This window comes from Pelatocladus sp. BLCC-F211, from assembly GCF_041928655.1.
GTDB lineage: Bacteria > Cyanobacteriota > Cyanobacteriia > Cyanobacteriales > Nostocaceae > Pelatocladus.
This window is the reverse complement of sequence record NZ_JBHFLM010000015.1, coordinates 1-18,764: the sequence shown is the minus strand read 5'-3', so window position 1 is coordinate 18,764 and position 18,764 is coordinate 1. Positions and strand designations below refer to the sequence as shown.

The 18,764-nt window shown below is 41.2% G+C and carries 9 protein-coding genes; 7 read left to right on the top strand and 2 right to left on the bottom strand.

What is annotated here, in order from left to right; all coding sequences use genetic code 11:
• The first annotated feature begins 315 nt into the window (after nt 1-315).
• From ACE1AT_RS01405 to ACE1AT_RS01380, 6 genes are all read left to right on the top strand, one after another.
• Nucleotides 316-6,132, top strand: coding sequence for a HAMP domain-containing protein (locus ACE1AT_RS01405; RefSeq protein WP_374865528.1), 5,817 nt, complete (start codon nt 316-318; stop codon nt 6,130-6,132).
• A gap of 213 nt (nt 6,133-6,345) precedes the next feature.
• Nucleotides 6,346-10,029 carry a response regulator gene (locus ACE1AT_RS01400; RefSeq protein ID WP_374865527.1) on the top strand — a complete coding sequence of 1,228 codons (3,684 nt, stop codon included), beginning with the start codon at nt 6,346-6,348 and terminating at the stop codon, nt 10,027-10,029.
• 281 nt (nt 10,030-10,310) lie between these two features.
• A complete protein-coding gene (locus ACE1AT_RS01395; RefSeq protein WP_374865526.1) occupies nt 10,311-11,135 on the top strand; it encodes a CheR family methyltransferase in 825 nt (274 codons plus the stop codon).
• A gap of 77 nt (nt 11,136-11,212) precedes the next feature.
• A complete protein-coding gene (locus tag ACE1AT_RS01390) occupies nt 11,213-11,797 on the top strand; it encodes a chemotaxis protein CheB (RefSeq protein WP_374865525.1) in 585 nt (194 codons plus the stop codon).
• Between the two features lie 197 nt (nt 11,798-11,994).
• Nucleotides 11,995-14,262: a response regulator gene (locus tag ACE1AT_RS01385; protein ID WP_374865524.1), complete on the top strand. Its 2,268-nt coding sequence runs from the start codon at nt 11,995-11,997 to the stop codon at nt 14,260-14,262.
• Nucleotides 14,263-14,364: 102 nt separating this feature from the next.
• Nucleotides 14,365-14,694 carry a hypothetical protein gene (locus ACE1AT_RS01380; RefSeq protein ID WP_374865523.1) on the top strand — a complete coding sequence of 110 codons (330 nt, stop codon included), beginning with the start codon at nt 14,365-14,367 and terminating at the stop codon, nt 14,692-14,694.
• 109 nt (nt 14,695-14,803) lie between these two features.
• Here ACE1AT_RS01380 and ACE1AT_RS01375 read toward each other — a convergent pair whose 3' ends face one another.
• Together ACE1AT_RS01375 and ACE1AT_RS01370 are read right to left on the bottom strand one after the other, a co-directional pair.
• Complete coding sequence (locus ACE1AT_RS01375; RefSeq protein ID WP_374865522.1) at nt 14,804-16,420, bottom strand: NAD(P)H-hydrate dehydratase; 1,617 nt, start codon at nt 16,418-16,420, stop codon at nt 14,804-14,806.
• 57 nt (nt 16,421-16,477) lie between these two features.
• The gene (locus tag ACE1AT_RS01370; RefSeq protein ID WP_374865521.1) at nt 16,478-17,320 is read right to left on the bottom strand and encodes an SPOR domain-containing protein; all 843 of its coding nucleotides are present in this window, start codon (nt 17,318-17,320) and stop codon (nt 16,478-16,480) included.
• A 167-nt stretch (nt 17,321-17,487) separates the two neighbouring features.
• On the opposite strand from ACE1AT_RS01370, the gene mnmA reads away from it, so the two are divergent.
• Nucleotides 17,488-18,549 carry a tRNA 2-thiouridine(34) synthase MnmA gene (mnmA, locus tag ACE1AT_RS01365; RefSeq protein WP_374865520.1) on the top strand — a complete coding sequence of 354 codons (1,062 nt, stop codon included), beginning with the start codon at nt 17,488-17,490 and terminating at the stop codon, nt 18,547-18,549.
• Nucleotides 18,550-18,764 lie beyond the last annotated feature (215 nt).

The window sequence follows — 18,764 nt, the reverse complement described above, 5'->3', positions numbered from 1 at the left end:
AGCGGTTGCCGTCGGCAACCGCTCTCTCCCCCTCAGAATGATTATCATTTTTATTAGCTGTATATTTTATTCTCTGGAAGTCCCTAATCGCGTCTCTTCATAAAAATTAATCATACCTTAGATAGATTTATCTCTATTGCTTGATCGCGATTTTTAGAAATTTCGTTATAGTCTATACATCCAAGTCTGCATAGCCAAGCCAGCTCCTCTAGCCTGACTATTTGGTTGGTATATCTTTGATGTGAGCAAAGTGTAATTGAAACTAGTAGCAGGCAATCACAGACAAGCAGTATAATCTTTTTTAAAGACATCCGTATGACCACTGAACAGTTAACCAGAGAAAGCGACAATTTAGATTTAAAACAACTGCTCAGAACACTGTCAGCAGTCAAAAAAGGCGACTTTTCGGTACGGATGCCTATCGACCAAACTGGTATGGCAGGAAAGATTGCTGATACACTCAACGATATTATTGAGCAAAATGAGCGACTAACAGCAGAGCTACAGCGAATTGGTAATGTTGTTGGTAAAGACGGCAAAATTAGCGAACGGGCAACTCTGGGCAACATGCGGGGTGGATGGTCTAGCTGTGTTGATTCTGTTAATACCCTAATTACCGATTTAGTCCAGCCGACTGCGGAAACAGCCCGTGTGATCCGAGCAGTGGCAAATGGTGATCTTTCCCAAACTATAGCGCCAGAGATGGACGGTAGACCCCTCAAGGGAGAATTTCTCCAAACAGCCCAAATGGTTAACACCATGGTGGGTCAGTTGAATGGGTTCGCCAGTGAGGTGACGCGGGTGGCGAGGGAAGTGGGAACCGAAGGAAAACTCGGCGTCCAAGCAGAAGTCCCAGGGGTGGCTGGTACTTGGAAAGATTTAACAGATAATGTTAACTTGATGGCAGGGAATTTAACAGCCCAAGTCCGTAATATTGCTGAAGTGACTACAGCAGTAGCCAACGGTGATCTTTCCAAGAAAATTACCGTCGATGTCAAAGGTGAAATTCTGGAGTTGAAAAACACCGTCAACATCATGGTGGATCAACTCAATTCCTTTGCAAGTGAAGTGACGCGGGTTGCAAGGGAAGTGGGAACTGAAGGTAAACTCGGTGTCCAAGCAGAGGTACAAGGTGTAGGTGGGACTTGGAAAGATTTAACAGATAGCGTTAACTTTATGGCGGGTTCGTTAACAGCACAGGTGCGGAACATCGCCGAAGTTACCACAGCTGTTGCGAATGGTGATCTTTCTAAAAAAATTACCGTCGATGTCAAAGGCGAAATTCGCGAGTTGAAAAACACCATCAACACAATGGTCGATCAACTCAACTCTTTTGCTGGGGAAGTGACGCGGGTTGCGAGAGAGGTGGGTGCAGAGGGTAAACTCGGCGTGCAAGCAGAGGTTAGAGGTGTTGCGGGAACTTGGAAAGATTTAACTGATAGCGTCAATTTTATGGCGGGTTCGTTAACAGCACAGGTGCGGAACATCGCCGATGTCACCACTGCTGTTGCTAACGGTGATCTTTCCAAGAAAATCACCGTTGATGTCAAAGGCGAAATTTTAGAGTTGAAAAACACCATCAACACGATGGTAGATCAACTTAGTTCTTTTGCCAGTGAAGTGACGCGAGTTGCAAGAGAAGTAGGAACCGAAGGAAAACTCGGCGTCCAAGCAGAAGTTAAAGGTGTTGCGGGTACTTGGAAAGACTTAACCGGTGCAGTAAATATGATGGCGGGTAATCTCACCGACCAAGTGCGGAGTATTGCAGAAGTTGCGACGGCGATCGCCAACGGTGATCTTTCTAAAAAAATTACTGTGCAGGTGAAAGGGGAAATTCTGGAATTGAAAAACACCATCAATATAATGGTGGATCAACTCAATTCTTTTGCAAGTGAAGTCACGCGGGTTGCGAGGGAAGTCGGATCGGAAGGAAAACTCGGTGTCCAAGCAGACGTCAAAGGTGTGGCTGGAACTTGGAAAGATTTAACAGACAGCGTTAATTTTATGGCGGGTTCCTTAACAGCACAAGTCCGCAATATTGCTGCTGTGACAACAGCTGTTGCTAACGGTGATCTTTCCAAAAAAATCACCGTTGATGTCAAAGGCGAAATTTTAGAGTTGAAAAATACCATTAACACGATGGTGGATCAACTTAACTCCTTTGCAAGTGAGGTGACGCGAGTTGCAAGGGAAGTGGGAACCGAAGGAAAACTCGGTGTCCAAGCAGAAGTGCGGGGTGTGGCGGGTACTTGGAAAGATTTAACCGATAGCGTCAACTCAATGGCGGGTTCCTTAACTTCCCAGGTGCGGAATATTGCCGAAGTGACAACGGCGGTAGCAAATGGCGACCTTTCCAAGAAAATCACCGTTGATGTGAAAGGCGAAATTTTAGAGTTGAAAAACACCATTAACGTCATGGTAGATCAACTTAATTCCTTTGCATCAGAAGTTACACGGGTGGCAAGAGAAGTAGGAACCGAAGGTAAACTCGGTGTCCAAGCCTATGTTAAAGGTGTGGGTGGCACTTGGAAAGATTTAACCGACAATGTAAACTCGATGGCAGGCAACCTCACAGCACAGGTGCGAAATATTGCCGAGGTGACAAAGGCGGTGGCAAATGGTGATCTTTCCAAGAAAATTACCGTTGATGTCAGGGGCGAAATTTTAGAGTTGAAAAACACGATTAACGTCATGGTGGATCAACTTAGTTCCTTTGCATCCGAAGTTACACGGGTGGCGCGGGAAGTGGGAACCGAAGGTAAACTCGGCGGTCAAGCGCAGGTTAAAGGCGTGGCTGGGACTTGGAAAGATTTAACCGATAATGTAAACTCGATGGCGAGTAACTTGACGGCACAGGTGCGGGGTATTGCCAGAGTTGTGACGGCTGTTGCCAATGGTGACTTAAAGCGGAAACTGATGCTAGATGCCAAAGGTGAAATTGAAGCTTTGGCTGAGACAATTAATGAGATGATTGATACCCTGGCGACCTTTGCCAACCAAGTAACAACCGTGGCGCGGGAAGTGGGGATTGAAGGGAAATTAGGCGGACAAGCCAAAGTACCGGGAGCGGCTGGTACGTGGAAAGATTTGACTGATAACGTCAATGAACTAGCTGCGACACTGACTACTCAGCTACGGGCGATCGCAGAAGTTGCAACTGCGGTGACTAAAGGCGATTTAACTCGGTCGATTTCTGTGGAAGCATTAGGTGAAGTTGCTATCCTCAAAGACAACATCAACCAAATGATCGCTAATCTGCGCGAAACAACGCAGAAAAACACTGAACAAGACTGGTTAAAGACCAACCTTGCCAAGTTTACCCGAATGCTGCAAGGTCAGCGCGACCTCGAAACTGTATCAAAATTAATTCTCAGGGAGTTAGCGCCCTTAGTAGGGGCTGCCCACGGCGTCTTCTACATCATGGAAAATACAGATAATAATTCGTATTTAAAATTACTGAGTAGCTACGCCTATCGGGAACGCAAACATCTAGCCAACCGCTTCCACTTGGGCGAAGGTTTAGTTGGACAATGCGCTTTAGAAAAAGAACGGATTTTGCTCACAGAAGTACCGCACGACTATATCAAAATTAGTTCTGGCTTGGGTGAAGCAACCCCAGTCAATGATGTAGTTTTACCTGTACTATTTGAAGGTCAGGTAACGGCGGTGATTGAACTGGCTTCCTTTCAACGCTATAGCGAAATTCATCTAACATTTTTTGACCAACTCACCGAAAGTATTGCGATTGTGTTGAACACCATCGCTGCAAGTATGCGTACGGAAGAGTTACTCAAACAATCCCAGTCTTTAGCTGAGGAATTGCAAAGTCAGCAAAATGAACTGCGAGAAACCAACAAACGCCTCGAACAACAAGCCCAAACCCTAAAAGCTTCTGAAGATTTACTCAAAAAACAGCAAGAAGAATTACAAAAAACCAACGCTGAACTCGAAGAAAAGGCAGAATTACTAGCTGTACAAAACAAAGAAGTAGAACGCAAAAATAACGAAATTGAACAAGCCAGATTATCTTTAGAAGAAAAAGCCGAACAACTCGCCCTATCTTCTAAATATAAATCTGAGTTTCTGGCGAACATGTCCCACGAATTGCGGACACCACTCAACAGCTTGCTGATCTTGGCTAGGCTGTTAGCAGATAATATTGAAGGAAATCTCAACAACAAGCAAATCGAATACAGTCGCACAATCTACTCAGCTGGTAACGATTTGTTGTCCTTAATCAATGATATTCTCGACTTAGCCAAAATCGAATCGGGAACCATGTCGATAGATATGGATCAGATCCGATTCTCAGATTTCCACGAACGGATAGAACGCACATTTAGGCAAGTTGCAGTAGACAAAGGACTAAATTTCACAATTGAATTAGACCCAGAACTACCACCAACAATTTACACTGATGTTAAACGGCTGCAACAAATCCTGAAAAATCTATTAGCAAACGCCTTTAAGTTTACAGAACGAGGCGAAGTTAATTTGCAAATGTTTGTAGCCAAACAGGGATGGAGTTCTGACCAAGAAACATTGAATCGTGCTAACAAGGTAGTAGCTTTTGCAGTTAGGGATACAGGTGTTGGTATCGCCCCCGAAAAACAAAAAATTATTTTTGAAGCATTCCAACAAGCAGACGGTACTACTAGTCGCAAATTTGGCGGTACTGGCTTAGGTTTGTCCATCAGTCGAGAAATTACCCGTTTGTTTGGTGGGGAAATTAAATTAGTCAGTCAACCGAGTGTAGGTAGTACGTTTACGTTGTATTTACCCCAACCGAGTAGGGAGGGACATGAGGGACATGAGGGACATGGGGGACATGGGGGACATGGGAGCAATTTTTCTTTGTTGTCTTCCCCCACTCCCCACACTCCCCCCACACTACCCACCCCAAGCTCTCTCCTTTCTTCCTCGCCAATTATTGATGATAGAGACAATATTCAACCGGGCGATCGCACACTGTTAATTGTGGAAGATGATATTAAATTTGCCCAAATTCTGTTGGATATGGCGCGACAAAATGAATTTAAGGGGATTATTGCCCATGGTGGCAACACGGGTTTAGCATTAGCTCAAGAATACCAGCCTTCGGCGATCATCCTGGATATTCGACTACCAGGAATGGATGGTTGGGCGGTACTAGATCGTCTCAAACATGATGGAAATACTCGCCATATTCCCGTACATGTGATGACAGTCGAAGAAGGGAAACAGCGCAGTTTACAACAAGGTGCGATCGCTTATTTGCAAAAACCCATCAGCAGCGAAGCGCTACACCAAGCAATCACTAAAATTAAGGGTTTTGTAGAACGACGAGTTAAGAATTTGCTAGTTGTCGAAGATGATGAAAATCAACGCCTGAGTATTGTGGAATTAATTGGGAATACGGATGTTGCGACTACTGCTGTCAGTACTGCTAATGAAGCATTGCAAGCCATACAAAATGGTCAGTTTGATTGTGTAGTTCTAGATTTAGGATTACCAGATATGAATGGTTTTGAATTGATCGAACAAATCAAGCAATCCCCAAATGGCGAAGCGTTACCGATCATTGTCTATACTGCCAGAGAATTAAGTAGAAGTGAAGATGTGCAACTGCGGCGCATCGCAGAAACAATCATTGTCAAAGACGTGCGATCGCCAGAACGTCTTTTAGATGAAACTGCTTTATTCTTGCACCGTATTCAAGCCAATTTACCTGCACCCAAACGTCAAATGCTGGAACAATTACAAAACTCTGACTTCCAACTTGCAGGTAAAAAAGTTCTGATCGTCGATGACGATGTTCGCAATATCTTTGCTTTAACTAGTATGCTAGAACGTTATCAAATGCAGATTTTGTATGCAGAAAATGGTAGTGATGGTATAGATATTTTACAAGATAATCCCGATATTAATGTTGTCTTGATGGATGTGATGATGCCAGAAATGGATGGCTATGAAACTACCAGACACATCCGCGCTAATCCTAGTTTTAAATCTCTGCCAATTATTGCCCTGACTGCTAAAGCCATGCAAGGCGATCGCGAAAAATGTATTGAGGCTGGTGCATCTGATTATATTACCAAACCTGTTGATATTGAACAGTTGCTTTCACTATTGCGTGTTTGGTTGTATCAGTAAACAGATAGACATTTAAATTCTGTAGAGACGTTGCACTGCAACGTCTCTACATGCCCAAATTCTGAGGAAAATTCTTAACCGAACGGTATTGCTACAACCTCGAAAATTTCGCGTCTTTAAAACACCGAAATTATGACGATAAATCCTATCCCTTGCAGTATGGAGAATATAAAATAATAACTGTTTACTGATAAGTAACTCGGCCAATTACAGATGGTAAGTAATAATTTCAAAATCGGGACAAAAATCGGTGCAGGATTTGCTTTAGGATTATCAATTCTTGCGACTCTCGGATTTATTTCATATCGCACTACTAACAACTTAATTGAAAATTCTCTCTCGCAAGCCCATACTTATAGAGTGATTGGCGAATTAAATAATTTACTTTCTAATATTCAAGATATAGAAATAGGGCAAAGAGGTTACATAATTACTGGAGATAAAACCTCTTTGCGATATTATAATCAGGCATTACCAAATGTTGATAAAAGCCTAAAAAATCTACGGATTTCAACCTCAGATAATCCTCTTCAACAAAATAGGTTAGATAATTTAAAAGCAACAATTGATGAACGTCAAGCTATTGTTAAAAAAAGAATCAACTTACGAGAAACCCAAGGATTTGACGTTGCTAGACAACAGATATTGCAAGACAATGGTAGGATTTTGCTAGATAGAATCCGTCGCATAGCCACAGAGATGGAAGCTGAAGAAGTTCGACTTTTAAAAAAGCGTACTGACCGGACTAGAATTTCTGCTCAGGAAGCAACCGATACTATTATCTATGGTATTCCTCTGGCTTTTTTATTATTAACTTTAATTGGTATTTATCTCACCCGAAATATTTCTCAACCACTCGGAGAAATCTCTCAAGCTACAGAAAAATTAGCAGAGGGAGATTTATCTGTAAATGTACCAGCAAGTAAACGCAGGGATGAAATAGGAATACTAGCGCAAGCATTTAATCTGATGATCACTAATCTGCGCGAAACAACTCTCAGAAATAATGAACAAAACTGGCTCAAGTCTAACCTTGCTAAATTTAGCCAGATGCTACAAGGGCAAAGAAATTTACAAAATGTTGCGAGAATGATTCTCGCAGAATTTGCACGACTGATAGGCGCACAACAGGGTGTTTTCTACTTGATGGACTTGGAAAATGAGCAGCCTGTGCTGAAGCTACTGAGTAGTTATGCATACCAGGAACGTAAAAGCCTATCAAATAGATTTCTCTTGGGTGAAGGATTGGTAGGACAATGCGCCCTAGAAAAACAAAAAATTATACTTACGGATGTACCAAATGACTATATCCGTATTAGTTCTGGATTAGGAGATGCTAAACCCTTAAATATCATTGTATTGCCTGTATTGTTTGAAAATCAGGTAATCGCAGTTATGGAATTAGCCTCGTTTCAAATATTTAGTGAAATTCATCTGACTTTTTTAGATCAAGTCAGTGAAATTATTGGTATAGTCTTGAATGCTATTAATGCTGATATTCGCACTCAAGAACTTCTACAGGAATCTCAACAATTAACCCAAAGATTGCAACTTCAGCAACAAGAACTCACACAGAAAAATCAACGCTTAGAACAACAAGCTCAAGAGTTACAAACATCAGAAGAACTCTTGATAAAGCAGCAACAAGAATTAGAAGAATCGAACGAAGAACTACAACAACTGAATGCTGAACTAGAAGAAAAAGCCGAATTATTGTCTAACAAAAACAAAGAAGTAGAACGCAAAAATAACGAAATCGAACACGCCAGAATTTCATTAGAAGAAAAAGCTGAACAATTAGAACTTTCTTCTAAATATAAATCTGAGTTTCTGGCGAATATGTCCCATGAATTGCGGACACCACTTAATAGCTTGTTAATACTAGCAAGAATTCTAGCAGACAATATAGAAGGCAATCTCAATCATAAGCAAATCGAATATAGCGAAACAATTTACTCTTCAGGCAACGATTTATTATCATTAATAAATGACATTCTCGACTTAGCCAAAATTGAATCGGGAACAATGTCTATTGATATGTTTCAGTTCGCATTCATCGACTTATACGAAATATTAGAACGCACTTTTAGACAACTGGCAATTGACAAAGGGCTGAATTTTACAGTTGAATTAGACCCAGAATTACCACCGACAATTTACACCGATGGCAAACGGCTACAACAAATCCTCAAAAATCTACTTGCTAACGCTTTTAAATTCACAGAAAAAGGTGAGATCAGCTTAAAAATATTTGTCGCAAAACAGGGTTGGAGTATTGATCATCAAATATTAAATCAAGCCGAAACAGTTATCGGTTTTGCAGTCAAAGATACAGGTATTGGTATCACTCCTGAAAAACAAAAAATCATTTTTGAAGCGTTTCAACAAGCAGACGGTACTACTAGTCGCAAATTTGGCGGTACAGGTTTAGGTTTGTCGATTAGTCGAGAAATTACCCGTTTGTTTGGTGGGGAAATTAAACTAATCAGCCAAGCGGGTGTAGGTAGCACATTTACGTTGTATTTACCCCAACCGAGTAGGGAGGGACACGGGGGACAAGGGGGAGATGGGGGACATGGGGGACAAGGGGGACAAGGGGGACAGGGAGACACGGGGAATTTCGATCAATTACTCTCCGCGTCAGAGCGTCTCCCACTCCCCGCGTCTTCTTCCCACACTCCCCCTTCTCTAGTTATTGACGACAGAGACAACATCCAATCGGGCGATCGCACACTGTTAATTGTGGAAGATGATATTAAATTCGCCCGTATTCTGTTAGATATCGCACACCAATGTGATTTTAAAGGTATTCTTGCTTACAGTGGCAATACTGGTTTAGCCTTAGCACAGGAATATCAACCAACAGCGATTTTGTTAGACATCCATTTACCAGGAATCGATGGTTGGACGGTACTAGATCGACTCAAACATGATGCAAATACTCGCCACATTCCCGTACATGTGATGACTATCGAACAAGGGAAACAGCGCAGTTTACAACAAGGTGCGATCGCCTATTTGCAAAAACCCATCAGCAGCGAAGCACTACACCAATCACTAACTAAAATTAAAGGTTTTGTGGAACGACAAGTCAAAAACTTGCTGATTGTAGAAGACAATGACAATCAACGTCAAAGTCTTGTAGCATTGATTGGTAACGGTGACGTTGCAACTACTGCTGTCAGTACTGGTAGTGAAGCATTATCTGCGATCGCACACAAACAATTTGATTGCGTAGTCTTAGATTTAGGACTACCAGATATGAGTGGTTTTGAATTAATTGAACAAATCAAACAACAACCAAAGGGTGAAACACTACCGATTATTGTGTATACAGCAAGGGAATTAACGAGAAGCGAAGATACACAACTGCGACGGATCGCAGAGACTGTAATTATCAAAGATGTGCGATCGCCAGAACGTCTTTTAGATGAAACTGCTTTATTCTTGCACCGTATTCAAGCTAATTTACCCGCACCTAAACGCCAAATTATCGAACAATTAAAAACTTCCGATACTCTACTACTAGGCAAAAAAGTTTTAATTATAGATGACGATGTTCGCAATATTTTTGCTTTAACTAGTCTGCTTGAGCGTTATCAAATGCAAATTTTGTATGCTGAAAATGGAAGTGATGGTATTGCTGTTTTAGAAAATAACCCCGATGTTAATGCTATCTTGATGGATGTAATGATGCCTGGAATGGATGGTTACGAAACTACCCGATGCATCCGCGCTCATCCTAAATTCAAATCTCTACCAATTATTGCCCTGACTGCCAAAGCCATGCAAGGCGATCGCGATAAATGTATCGAAGCTGGTGCATCTGACTATATTACCAAGCCTGTTGACACTGAACAATTGCTGTCCCTGTTGCGTGTTTGGTTATACCGATAGTATTCTTTCCTCAGACAGAGGTGTGATTTCTGATTTTAAATGTGTGGGTAGATGCAGTAATTGATACTTGCAGTTTATAAATAATAAAGTGAAATTATAGTTAATGGTCAATGGTCAATCAATACGGTTTGGATCAGACAAATATATTGATATTTAAACCCACCAGAGACGTTGCGGTAGAGACGTTGCAGTGCAACGTCTCTACTGTATTGAATGGTCAATGATCAATCAACTACCAACAAACATATATTTATTTATTTTATCTAATTAACTAAAACAATATGGAGAGGGAAGAACTTGAAGATGTCGAAATTCAACTGTTATTAGAAGGTATATATCGTTATTATGGATTTGACTTTAGAAATTATGCTTTAGCTTCGCTTAAACGCCGAATTTGGAATACCGTAAAACTTGAAGGTTTAACTACTATTTCTGGACTACAAGAGCAAGTCCTTCACAATCCAGAGTGTCTCGAAAGATTATTATTAAATCTATCGATCAATGTTACGGCAATGTTCCGAGATCCTAGCTTTTTTTTGGCTCTCAGAAAAAAAATAATTCCGCTCTTAAGAACTTATCCTTTTATCCGTATTTGGCACGCTGGTTGTTCGACTGGTGAAGAAGTGTATTCTATGGCAATTTTGCTAAAGGAAGAAGGACTTTATCACCGTTCCCGTTTATATGCTACTGACATTAATGAAACAGTTTTGCGTAAAGCGAAAGCGGGTATTTTCCCCTTAGCGATGATGAAAGACTATACTCATAATTATATACAATCCGGTGGCAATAACTCTTTTTCTGAGTACTATACAGCCGCCTATGGAAATGCTATTTTTTCATCAGAGCTTAAAGAAAATATAGTTTTTTCATTACATAATTTAGCTACTGATAATTCCTTTAATGAATTTCATGTAATTTTTTGCCGTAATGTCTTAATTTACTTTAATAAAAGTCTTCAGTACCGAGTTCATAAACTTTTTTATGAAAGTTTGATTAGATTTGGAATTTTAGGATTAGGACGTCAAGAATCGATTAGATTTACACCTCATGAACAAGAATATGAGCAAGTAATTAGTAGTGAAAAAATTTACCGAAGAGTAAGCTAGGTTTTGTCATTTGTTATTTGTCATTGGTCATTGATCATTGCTTTTTAACCACAAAAACACAAAATGAGTGAAAACTTATGACATACAAACTCATAGTTATCGGTACATCTTTGGGTGGATTAGAAGCTTTACAAGTTATTCTGTCTGGTTTACCAAGAAGTTTCACTATACCAATAGCTGTTGTTCAACATCGTCATAAGTCTTCTGATGATACATTAAGATTAATATTACAAAGTTACACTAACTTAGTTATCAAGGAGGCAGAAGATAAAGAAGATATTTTATCTGGGTGGGTATATTTAGCTCCAGCAGATTATCATTTGCTGATCGAAGGTAAATATACAACAGTTTCTCGACCTTATTTTTCCTTATCTACCGATGCTCCAGTCACTTACGCACGACCATCAATTGATGTACTATTTGAAACTGCGGCAGATGCTTATCATCAAAAACTTATTGGTGTGCTGTTAACAGGAGCCAATCAAGATGGTGTTCAAGGACTGGCAAAAATTCAAGCACGAGGCGGAATCACTATAGTTGAAGAACCTGAGAGTGCTTATTGCTCAGTTATGCCTGCTGCGGCGATCGCACTCGGAGTCGCAGATAAAGTTTTATCATTACTAGAGATACCTGCTTTCTTAGTAAAAATTTGCAATATGTAAATTCGATTTTAGAGAAACTATAAATAATGTACTAATAATCTTAAAATTCTCTAGTTTTAATCGTAAATCGTCCATTTATGTTTTTGAGTTAGCGAAAATTATAACTTAAGATAGTGTGAATTCAGCTAGCTTTAGCGTCAAAGTCAATAGGAAGACGTCAAAACGGCTTGTTCTATTTCTAAAAGTGTATATTTGAAATGTCATTTGAGCCTAAAGTTAATGTTCTGTTGGTAGATGACCATCCAGAAAATTTGCTGGCCCTAGAGGCGATTTTGGACAGCCTTGGTCAAAATTTGGTAAGGGCGACATCAGGCGCAGAAGCCCTGCGAAATCTTTTAAATCAGGATTTTGCTGTGATTTTGTTGGATGTACAAATGCCAGATATGGACGGGTTCGAGACAGCAGCCCTGATTCGACAACGAGAGCGATCGCGCCACACCCCGATCATCTTTGTCACCGCATTCAACACCAGTGACAACATGGTCTTTAAAGGATATTCTCTGGGTGCAGTAGATTATCTTTTTAAGCCCATAGAAGCGGAGATATTGAAATCTAAGGTAGCAGCGTTTATTGATTTGTTCCAAAAAAGCGCCGAAGTCAAGCGACAAGCCACCCAGCTAGCTGCAATGAATGCTGAACTCAAAAAACGCGAAGAAATGTTTCGCTCTTTGAGTGCTTGTTCACCCGTAGGCATTTTTTTAACTAATCAACATGGGAAATGCACGTATGCTAACCCCCGCTATCATGCTATTTTTGGTTTGACGCCAGAGCAAAGTTTAGATGAAGGCTGGATCAGTACAATTCATTACGAAGATCAAGAATCAGTAGTTGCAAATTGGTATGCTGCTGCTGCTGAAGGTAGGGAATACAAAGATGAATTTCGCATCATCACTCCAGATGGAATTGAGCGTTGGGTTCATGTGTCCTCATCCCCAATGCTGTCGGAAGAATCCAAAGTGATTGGTTTTACAGGGACATCCGAAGATATCACAGAGCGCAAAAAAGCCGAAGAAGAACACATCAAACTCATCCGCGAACAAACAGCACGCCAAGAAGCTGAAACAGCAAATCGCCTCAAAGATGAATTTTTAGCAACTCTCTCTCATGAACTCCGCACACCTTTAACATCTATATTGGGTTGGGCCAGACTATTACGTCAGCGAAAATTAAATGAAGAAGCGATCGCCCGTGCAATAGAAACCATTGAACGCAATGCTAGTTTGCAAGCTCAACTTATAGAAGATATCCTAGATGTCTCGCGGATTATGCGAGGTAAGCTTAGTCTGAATATTTGTCCAGTCAACTTAGTGAGCCTAACTTCAACAGTTATAAATAGCGTACGTCTAGAAGCAGAAGCAAAACAAATTCAAATTGAGTACGTAGTCGAACTAGGCGAAACAGAGGACGCGGGGAATATTGTTGATAGCTCCTCCGCGTCACCGCGTCTTCCAGCCACCGCGTCTTCCGTGATCGTCTCAGGTGATCCCAACCGCCTCCAACAAATTCTCTGGAATTTGCTTAACAATGCTCTTAAATTTACCTCTTCTGATGGCAGGGTAGAACTACGCCTAGAAGTTGTCAAGGAAAATGGATCATTGGCGCAAGGGAGACAAGGGGGAGAAGAAGACAATTTGTCTTGGTCTAGTTATTCGGTTAATTACGCCCAAATCAAGATCACTGACACAGGTGTTGGTATTAGTCCTGAATTTCTCCCTCACGTTTTTGATCGCTTCCGTCAAGCAGACGGAAGTATAACTAGAAACCACGGTGGGTTAGGATTGGGACTAGCGATCGTACGTTATTTAGTAGAAATGCATGGTGGTAGTGTTCATGCTGATAGTCCAGGAGTGGGACAGGGAGCAACATTTACTGTAAAGTTGCCACTGTTGAAAACACAGGAAGAAGCCAATGATCATACCCAGATCGAGGAATGTGTAAATCAAGAATGTGCTACTACTTCCAAAGTTGAGGAGAATTTCCAGAAAGTCTCTGTTGTTCCTCCAAAATGGAAATTAAAACAAACTGAACAAACAACGAAAAGAGCGCCTTCTACTTTCTCTAGTTTGATTGCAGAATCACCCTTAAATGGTTTGCAGGTGCTAGTGGTAGATGACGATACTGATACACAAGAATATGTAGCCACCGTATTGCAAGATTCTGGAGCGGAAGTCACAGCAGTCGCTTCGGTACAATTGGCCCTTTTAGCGATCGCAAAATCCCTACCGGATATATTGATTAGTGATATAAGTATGCCAGAAGAAGATGGCTACACATTAATCCGTACAATCCGAAAGCTGCAACCAGAACAAGGAGGAAATTTACCTGCGATCGCCTTAACAGCTTATGCCAGATCACAAGATTGCCAGCAAGCCCTAGATGCAGGTTTTCAAATGTATGTCACTAAGCCAGTTGAACCAAATCAATTAATTAACTCAGTAGCAAAATTAATGCAAAGATTTATGTAAACTTTTCATAATGTTAAATTGAGTAATGCTCATATTTATATTTCGTTATTTAATTGCCTGATTAAGTGTCTTATACTAAATTGACATTACCGTTAAAGATTAATGCTCGATTTCAACAGCCTAGCGGAGTTTTCCCGCACCAACTGCGTTAGTATTTGTGCATTTCTCGTGCCAGCAAACCTACTTACCACGCTGTTGACGATGATTTTTGCTGCACTCCGTCGTCCATCTTATCAAGTTTGGCAATCAGCAATAATAGCCTGCTTATTTGCTGTTGTGATGATATTGCATGTTTACACTTGGTTTATGATTGGCATAGTCATGATTCCTACTTATATTTTATTGTGGCTAGCCTTTACTTGTTTAGTTTGTAATGTAGGGTCAATTTTGTTTCACAGACGCAACAGTGACGTCCCCATTTTTCAAAGATAGTCCATAGATTGACATTTAAACCTACCAGAGACGTTGCACTGCAACGTCTCTACATACGCAAAATCATGACAAAAATTCTTAAGCGAACCATATTGAAACTGAACCGTATTTAGCTATAAATACTTAGAATTTTCAGTAAATAATGCGTCAATGTAAACGCATCTACTCCTAATTCTGTCCGTTCTTGGGCTGCCAAAATTCCAGCTTGAGCGTGCCACCAAGCAGCACTTGATACCATATCTTCAGCAGGTATTTGATGTGTAACTGCTTGGGCAATTAATCCACCCATTAACCCAGTTAACACGTCACCACTACCACCCCGCGCTAAAGCTGGAGTACTTTCGGGAACGATCCACACAGAACCTTGAGGATTTGCGATCGCAGTTCTGGCTCCTTTTAATAATATTACTGCCCCGGTTTGGGCTGCTGCTTCCCGTACTGCTTTGATTCTGTCTTGCTTGGCATCTGGTAAGTCAGGAAATAAGCGTTGGAATTCACCTGCATGGGGTGTAAGTACTGTTATGGCTTGTCGTTTTTGTAACACATGAATAGCTTTCATTTCTGCCAGAATATTTAAACCATCGGCATCCAGAATCAAAGATTTTGTGCTTTCTAATACTTGCTGTAAAATTGGGCTGGCATCTTTGGTTAGACCGGGACCACAAGCGATCGCATGAAATGAATTCAAATCGGTGTTTTCTGGTAATTGTAATTGAGCGATCGCGCCTGTTTCTGTCTCTGGACAACCAACAATTAGTGCTTCTGGCAAATGACTGACCATGATCGGCTTGAGAGATTCAGGTACAGCAATTGACAACATCCCAACCCCACTAGCTCTTGCCCCTAAGCCAGTTAAAATCGCCCCTCCAGCATAGCGACGCGAACCGCAAATTAATAATAAATGTCCTTCTTTGTACTTATGGGTGACAGCAGGACGCGGTAGAGGTAAAGTAGATAACGCAGTAGCTTCGGTAATGCGTGTAATTCGGGGTGCATCTGCCAGTACCGCTTCCACATCTGCTAAAGGTATATCAAAATCGATTAACTCTGCTTTACCGACGTATTCTAAAGCTTGGTCTTGCAATAAACCCAATTTCCACAAACCTAAACATAAAGTATAGGTAGCACGGACAGCAGTTCCTAAAACTTCACCAGTATCTGTATGTAACCCAGAAGGTATATCGATACTAATAATTGGCACAGACTTTTGATTTAACTGATGAATAGCACTAGCAACAGGGTCTTTGAGTTCTCTTTCTAACCCAAATCCAAACAATCCATCAACCAACAAATCGCACTCTGGCAAATCCTCAATTGATTGATAACAGGGAATACCTAAATTCTGAGCATACTGTAAATGCTGTGCAGTTAATTCCTTAAGTTTGGCAAAAGGACTATAGATACACACAGCATAACCGCGAAAATACAGTTCACGGGCAACAACCAAAGCATCCCCACCATTGTGACCGGGACCGACGAGAATCCCGACTTTGTGTGGAGACACAGAGGAAGACGCGGAGAGTATTTTTCGCGATTTCCCCCTGTCCTCTTCCTTCGCGTCTTCAGAAAAATAAAGTACCTCAATCCGATGCGCGATCAGTCCTGCTACCTTTTCCATTAAAGCGGCTACAGGCATTCCTGCTGCAAAGATACGCGCTTCGATATCGCCCATCTGTTGTGCTGTCACTACAACTTGCGAAATTTGGGTTCTTTGTTGGTTGTTCATGGTTGATTGTTGGTCTTCTTAATAACCATTAATCACTAACTACTAACCACTATGAATCTACCTTGCATAATAAACTCTGGAATTCCCAAATCCTATGGAGCGCAGATAACTATTCCATTGTTCTGCTTGTGACCTTTCAGCAAACGGCCCAACTGCTACGTGTGACCCCCGCGGCTGATTTTTGGTGGTGACACCTATTTGTTGTTCGATGTTGCTTCTAATTTGGTTGGCAATTACAGCAATTTCTTGAGAATTGGCAGGAACACCCACATAGTAATGTTTAGAGGATTCTGGTTGAATATTGGATTGAGAATAGTAAGGATAGTAAATATTATTATTGCTGAAATTATTATTGTGGAAATTTTGAGAGTAAGTCGGGATTTGTTGTGCGTTAGTTAAACTGATGATTTGCGCCCCGTAAATACCATTGGCTGCTAGTTGTTGGATGCGCTGTTGAGCATTAGCTGGTTTAGTGAAAATTCCAGCTTGAATTACAGAACGTCCTTGCACCTGTCTAATATAAGCTGTTGGTTCAATCAAACGGACTCGTTGTAGGGTTTGAGAACTATTATTATCAATGTAAACTAGGTAGCGTTCAAAGGTTTGGTTATTTTGATTCCCAGGCGTAGCTTGATATTGAATCACACCCCGGTTGTTAAGATACTGCTGAGGAGTTGTATTTAGCTGAGGAATTGTAAATTCCTGGGTATTGGTTGGTACAGGTGGTAATAAATTGTTGTTATTTGGTGGAAGAGTTGGTAGGGGTGTTTGTGCCAAAAGTTTGTTGTTGCTTGTATTGATTTGCGCTGGGGTTGGAGTGGAATAGCAAATCAAAATTGAGCATCCTGCCAGTAAAGCACGTAAAATCAGAGATAGTTGGGTAAAGTGCTGAAATACCATAGGTAAAATTGACCATGCAATGGACTATGGTAACAAAAGAATATTGAAAGACAATTTTCTACGGAAACCAAATTTTTACAGTTATCAGTTATCAGTGAACAGGCAAAGCTGCTAACTGTAGAAAATAGCTATAATTCTTGAGAGTAGCAATCATTATGATCACGGGTATGAAAAAAGTCGTAGTAGGACTTTCGGGCGGTGTTGATAGTTCTACCGTCGCCGCCATTTTACATAATCAGGGCTATGAAGTAATTGGTTTGACCCTTTGGCTGATGAAAGGAAAGGGTCAATGTTGCTCTGAAGGTATGGTAGACGCGGCTTCTATCTGTGATCAGCTCGGTGTTCCCCATCACGTTGTTGATATTCGGGATGTTTTTCAAACAAATATTGTCGATTACCTGGTAGCTGGATACAGTAACGGTATTACACCTCTGCCTTGTTCGCAGTGCAATAAAACAGTGAAATTTGGGCCGATGTTACAGTATGCTCGCGAAACCTTGGGGTGCGATCGCATTGCTACAGGTCATTATGCGCGGATTAATTATAACGAAGCTACCGGACGTTACGAACTGGTGCGGGCAATTGATCGCAATAAAGATCAAACTTATTTTCTCTATGATTTGTCGCAAGATTTACTAAGAGGTTCAGTATTTCCTCTAGGAGAAATGCAAAAAAGCGAAACTCGCCGTATTGCCGCTGAATACAACCTCAAAACAGCCGACAAGCCGGAAAGTCAGGATCTATGTCTGGTAGAAGCAAATGGCTCAATGCGGTCATTCCTCGATAAGTATCTTGCACCCAAACAAGGCGAAATCGTTGATATGGATGGTAAGGTGCTAGGACAGCATGATGGTGTTCATCATTACACGATTGGACAACGTAAGGGCTTGGGAATTGCGGCTGCGGAACCGTTGTATGTAATTGCACTCGATGCAGTTAACAATAAAGTTATAGTAGGCGATCGCACTAAAGCAACTCAACCAGAATGCACTGTCAATCGAGTGAATTGGGTTTCCATTGCTGAACCTGCAAGTCCGATTCGTGCGGAAGTCCAAGTCCGCTATCGTTCTCACCCCGTACCAGTAACAGTAATTCCTTTGGAAAATTCCCGCGTACGTATCGTCTTCGATGAACCCCAGTTCAGCATCACACCCGGACAAGCAGCAGTTTGGTACGAAGGAGACAAAGTTTTGGGTGGGGGAATAATTGAGCAGTTTAGCGATTCCTAATTGACGTTTTGTAGGGTGTGTTGTCGCGCAGCGCAACGCACCCTACCAAATTGTTTGTGGTGAAAAAATAATTGTTGAAACACAAAGACACAAAGACACAAAGACACAAAGACACAAAGACACAAAGACACAAAGACACAAAGACACAAAGACACAAAGACACAAAGACACAAAGACACAAAGACACAAAGACACAAAGACACAAAGACACAAAG